The organism is Flavobacterium sp. (genome assembly GCF_044368625.1).
In the GTDB taxonomy this organism is placed as follows: domain Bacteria; phylum Bacteroidota; class Bacteroidia; order Flavobacteriales; family Flavobacteriaceae; genus Flavobacterium.
In genome coordinates this window covers 1-5485 of record NZ_JBIPPD010000216.1, presented here as the reverse complement: position 1 = coordinate 5485, position 5485 = coordinate 1, and the positions used below count along the sequence as shown (strand labels likewise).

The 5485-nt window shown below is 31.0% G+C and carries 4 protein-coding genes; all 4 read left to right on the top strand.

Annotation, left to right across the window (positions count from 1 at the left end):
* Positions 1 to 598 (top strand): hypothetical protein (locus ACIQ2X_RS13405; RefSeq protein WP_396179438.1); only part of this gene is annotated, 598 nt, incomplete at its 5' end.
* 2 nt (positions 599 to 600) lie between these two features.
* A complete protein-coding gene (locus ACIQ2X_RS13400; RefSeq protein ID WP_396179437.1) occupies positions 601 to 855 on the top strand; it encodes a hypothetical protein in 255 nt (84 codons plus the stop codon).
* A 10-nt stretch (positions 856 to 865) separates the two neighbouring features.
* On the top strand, positions 866 to 2335 hold the full coding sequence (locus ACIQ2X_RS13395) for an AlwI family type II restriction endonuclease (protein ID WP_396179436.1): 1470 nt from the start codon (positions 866 to 868) through the stop codon (positions 2333 to 2335).
* A 252-nt stretch (positions 2336 to 2587) separates the two neighbouring features.
* Positions 2588 to 5329 carry a restriction endonuclease subunit M gene (locus tag ACIQ2X_RS13390; protein ID WP_396179435.1) on the top strand — a complete coding sequence of 914 codons (2742 nt, stop codon included), beginning with the start codon at positions 2588 to 2590 and terminating at the stop codon, positions 5327 to 5329.
* Positions 5330 to 5485 lie beyond the last annotated feature (156 nt).

Genomic DNA, 5485 nt, shown 5'->3' with positions numbered 1-5485 from the left:
TTTGTTTGAAAATGATAAAGAAAAGACATCTATTGTTGGTAGTACAAATTTAACAGGTGGTGGCTTAACTTCAAATTTTGAAGTAAATACAATTTTCAATGAAAAGAAACCTGTTTATTTCTCGCAACTACAAGCAATATACAATTCTATAAAATTTACAGATAGTCTATTTACACCAGATGAAGAATACTTAAATGGTTATTCTGATGTTTTCAAAGCATTTGAAACAAGTGAAGAAAAAGCATTGAAAGATAAAGGCGTTGCAAAAGTTATTAAAGAAATTGAAACCAAAGCAGAAAAACTTCCAGGAACAATTCCGTCAATTAAATCAATGGTTGTGGAATTTATTCTTGAAAATGAAAAAAATGGAATTGACAGAGTTTCCGTAGCTGAAATTACAGAAAATTTAATCGGAAGAATTAAAAATGAAAAATTAGAAGATAAATACAAACTTGAAACTTTCAATAATTCTATTCGAGGCGAATTAAATCATCACGAATTGAATAGTGCTACCAAAAATGGACTAAAATTATTTGAAAGAGTTGATAGAGGATTTTATTCATTAACTGAAAATGGCAAAAATTATAAAGGAAGATAATTATGGCACAACATATTTCAATAATAGTAAACAATTTGTTTCCCAAAATTGAGAAAGCTATTCAAAATAGGTTTTCAAAAAAAAATATTGGTTTAAGTTCATTTCGATATGAAGAATTGAAGTCAGATGAATATAAACTATTTCCAAATTGTAGAGTATTTTTAAACAAACGAAAAATTGGCGAAAAAGAAGAAATATTTGAAATACATTTCAATACAATAGAGAAAAAAGTGGTTGAAATTTTTTTGATAAAATGATAAAGGAATTTTGACAGCCATTTCGCCATTTATCAACAAAACGCTGAATGATGAAACGCTTTTAAAAGTTGTTTCTTCAATGTACTTAAACGGAATTGTTTCAAGTGAAGGTGTTGAAATTGATGAAAATTCTACGATTGAAAGTATTGAAAATGCTGTTATTGAAGTAAATAGCACAAGAAGAGCAGATGGCGGATTTCCGCAAGGTTATCAGTCTCGTTTTTGGACTTATGTTAGAACGCTATCAGAAATGGGATTTGTGTTGGCTCAATACGGTCAACCTTTGCAGTTTTCGGAAATTTCTTTAAAGTTAATAAACAACGAAATTGACGAACAAGAAGCATTCTCAATTCAAGCAATGAAATACAATAGACGTTCCCCATATCGCAATGTTTCAAATGATTTTAATTACTTCAAATTCATTTTGGAAGTGCTGAAACAACGTGAGCGAATTTCTTACGAGCAGTTTATTGTTTCTACTTTTAGCAATGACGGAGATGTTTCGGAATTTATACAAATCATTGATGAAAACACTTTTGGAGAACCCGTAGAAGTTGAAGCATTTTTAAGAGATGAGTATGGGACAAATTTAAAAGCACAAACTATTTTACGAGATTATCCAGATGTTGTACTTCGGGTTTTGATTATTACGGGATTTGTTTCTATTCAATTTAGAGGTAAGGTTTTCATTTACAGAAATATCGCAAATGACGACTACATCAACGATTTACTTTCAGTAAATGTTGAATTGACAACCGAAGAAAAAGAAAATCCAAGTTTGCATTTTTCAAAATTGGAAACTTACAATAATAAGCTACTTGAAATTGTTTACAAACATCGTGAAGAAGAATTAGAAGCTGACGGATTTGAGTATGTTCAAAAGGTTTCTGAAATAATCAAATTGTATGAACTGAACGAAGATAAAATCGTTGAAAGCATTGGTTATATTGGAACTTCTAAAAACATAATTCCTGCATTCAAATACATTGCTGAACCTTTGAAGTTGGAATTTTATTTGAGTTTAATTCTTGCCTTGAAATACGGAAATGAATTTGCGATTAGACCAAATTACAAAGCCGATTACATCGGTTTGCCAATTTCTCACGCACCTGGAAATACAGGAGATATTGAAGTTTACTCGAAGAATTTATATTGGCTCATTGAGGTAACTTTAATCAGAAACAAAACGCAACAATTAAACAGCGAAACAACATCAGTAATTCGACACTTTTTAGAAGATAACAAAATCAATAATTATCTTTCAAAATATCTTTCGTTTGTTGCACCTTTTATTCATCAAGACACGAGAGAGTTTTTTGATTATTCAATTGTTAGAAACAAAATTAAAGACCAACGGTTTAACCTAAAACCGTACTCAATTTCTGAATTTATTGATACAACATTAACCTCTGAAAACTTTAAGGATATGGAAAGCTATACAAGCAAAGTAATAGAAGATTTTAGAAATAATTTGAATTAAAAATAACTTGACTAATGGAATGATAAACAAGGGCGATCGCACAACAGCAGTTTGGCAAAATGGCGGGTTCAGTGCTAAATTGAACATTTGGTTTTCTAATAAACATTAGTGCTAAATTGAAAGTAAGTGCTTCTAAATCCGCCACTTCGCCAAGCTGCAAAACGTTAGCCGACACCCTAAAACGACACTGCAAACCAACAAAATCAATTTTTAAATTGTAAATTTGCGACTTAATAATTTTGATAAGACATAATGAAGAATTGGACTGAAATAGTTGAACACAAGCTACAAAAGCAAAAAAATAGTATTGCCAAAATCAATATTGAAAAAGTAACTGTTTCATATTCTGAAAAAGTAAAACTTAATAGAGTTCTAAAAGCCTTGACAGGCGATGAGGAAATTGTACGAGCCTTTTTAATTGACAAATTAGTTAATGAATTGGACTATAAACCTGAAAATTTAGAAATTGAAAAAGAATATTCTGTAAAGGCAGGACACGGAAAATTAGCACCAAGAATTGACGTTTTAGTTAAAGACGAAAAAGGCAATCCTTTCTTTTTTATAGAAGTAAAAGCACCTGACAAATTCGAGAAAGACAAAAACGAAATTGAAGGACAATTATTTTCATTAGCACAAGCCGAAGAAAAGGACTTTAAAACCAAAGTGAAATATTTGGTTTATTATACTTTGGAATTAGTCGAAGAGCAAATAGTTGATAAATCCATAATTATTGACTTTGAGAAATATCCAACTTATACTGATTGGGAAACTGACGGATTTATTTCTATTGGTTCAGAACTTACAGCAGGTTATGGCGAACCAAAAAAACAACCATTAATTAAAGGCGATGATAAGCACGATTTAAGAACTAAAATAAATCGTACTGAAATTGAATATTTAGGAAGAGATTTGCATAACAAACTTTGGGGCGGTGGTGGAACAAATGATAGTGAAATATTTTATTCGTTAGTCAATATTATTTTAGCTAAAATACAAGATGAATATGAAAAACAAGACGGACAAGAATACGATTTTCAAATTTACCAATACGGGCATAATGTAGAAAGTGCTGAAAAAATATTTGATCGTGTAAATGGACTTTACAAAAGAGCCTTAAAAGAACAATTAAATGTTTCGGAACAACAAAAAATTGATGATGATAGCGTAATAAACCGAAATAAATTTCCACTTAACAAACTTATATACACAGTTCAGTCTTTAGAAAACTTTTCGTTTTTAGAAGGAAGAAGTTCATTAGACGGAAAAGACATTTTAGGAGATTTCTTTGAAAGTATTACTCGTGATGGTTTCAAACAAAACAAAGGACAATTTTTTACACCAACCAATGTAGTAAACTTTTTATTGTATGCGTTGCAGTTGGATAATTTGGCAATTGAACGACTGAACACAGACAGAGAATTACCTTTAATCATTGACCCAAGTGCTGGAAGTGGAACGTATTTGGTAGAAGCAATGAAATTGATTACCAAAGAAGTTAAATACAAGCAATTCCATAAAGTAAATACAAGTAAAAACGTAAAATGGCGTTTTGAAGAATTGTTTAAACCCGATTACCAAGAAAACAAATGGGCAAAACATTATTTATATGGTTCGGAAATTAATTTTGATTTAGGTACAGCGTCAAAAGTAAATATGATTTTACACGGTGATGGCTCAACCAACATTTTTGTAAAAGATGGATTATTACCTTTTCGTTTTTATGTCAAAGAAACCTCACCCAATTATTTAGAAACTTCCAGTACAGATACTTTATACAACGACAAAGAAATAAACGGAAAATTTGATGTTGCCATTAGCAACCCACCGTTTAGCGTAGATTTAGATACACAAACACAAAGAGAAGTTAAAAATGCTTTTGTGTTTGGCGACAAAAAGAACTCTGAAAATTTATTTATTGAACGCTACTACCAACTTTTAAAAGAAGGTGGCCGTTTGGCTGTTGTATTGCCTGAAAGTGTTTTTGACACTACCGAAAACAAATATATTCGTTTGTTTATTTTCAAATATTTTAATGTAAAAGCAGTTGTTAGTTTGCCACAAATAACATTTGAACCGTTTACAAGTACGAAAACCAGTTTGCTTTTTGCTCAAAAGAAAACCAAAAAACAAGTAGAAGCTTGGAATGTAGTTTGGGATAAATATGGCAAAGAATGGAACTTACTAAAAACAAGAGTAACCGACTATGTGAAATATTTTGTAAACGAAGAAAAGCTCAATAAAAAATGGGCAAAAGATGTAGTAGAGGACATTGAAAAAAAGAACAATAAAAATATTTTAACCAATACACAACGCTTTTTAAAAGACTATTTAACCGAAGATGACAAAACCCTAGCACCAAAAGAGTTATTGACCAAATATGCTGATGAATTAGACAGCATTTCTAAATACGACAAGGACACCCAAATATTTGGATTTTATAATGCTTGGTGGGTTTTTGGCGAAGTAGCCAAAGAATTAGATTACGATATTTTTATGGCAGAAGCCGAAAACGTAGGCTACAAACGCACCAAACGAGGCGAAAACCCAATGCCAAATGATTTGTACGACATTGAATATGCTCCAACCAATTTAGACACCAACGCAATAATTGAAGGCTACGAAAAAGAAATAAAACGCTTTACCGAACTACAAACCGAAACACAATCCGAACTAACCACAGCCGAAACCAAGTTTGCCGAAAAGGAAAACGACACACTTAAAAAGAAAATTGAAAAACTAACTGCCGAAGTACAAAATTGGCAAACCAAAATAGACAGCCAAGAAGTCGAAAAAGCTTTGGTAGAAAGCATTTTTGAAACCTATTACAATGCAGACAAGCTAAAAGAAGAATTTGAAGAAAGAACAGACAAAGAACTGATAAACCATTTTAAAAATGGGATATTGCAACGCTACAAATGCGATGACATTGTTTTGCGTAAAACAGAACTATTAACCATTCTAGACAATATTAGAAAAGATGTAATATGGGAGTAGTTTATCAACGCCAAAGGCTTTCAGATTATAGTTCTGAAATAAGTTTAAGAAATGATTTCAAGTATATTAATTCTTTATCAAAAGAAGATAAATCATTTTACACATTCAAAGAAATATTTGATTTTGTAGAATACACTTCTACGAATTTAGAAGAAT

Excerpts from the sequence above, each read along its gene's own strand:
- ACIQ2X_RS13400 (WP_396179437.1), top strand. The coding sequence starts at position 601 with ATGGCACAACATATTTCAATAATAGTAAACAATTTGTTTCCCAAAATT.
- ACIQ2X_RS13390 (WP_396179435.1), top strand. The coding sequence starts at position 2,588 with ATGAAGAATTGGACTGAAATAGTTGAACACAAGCTACAAAAGCAAAAA.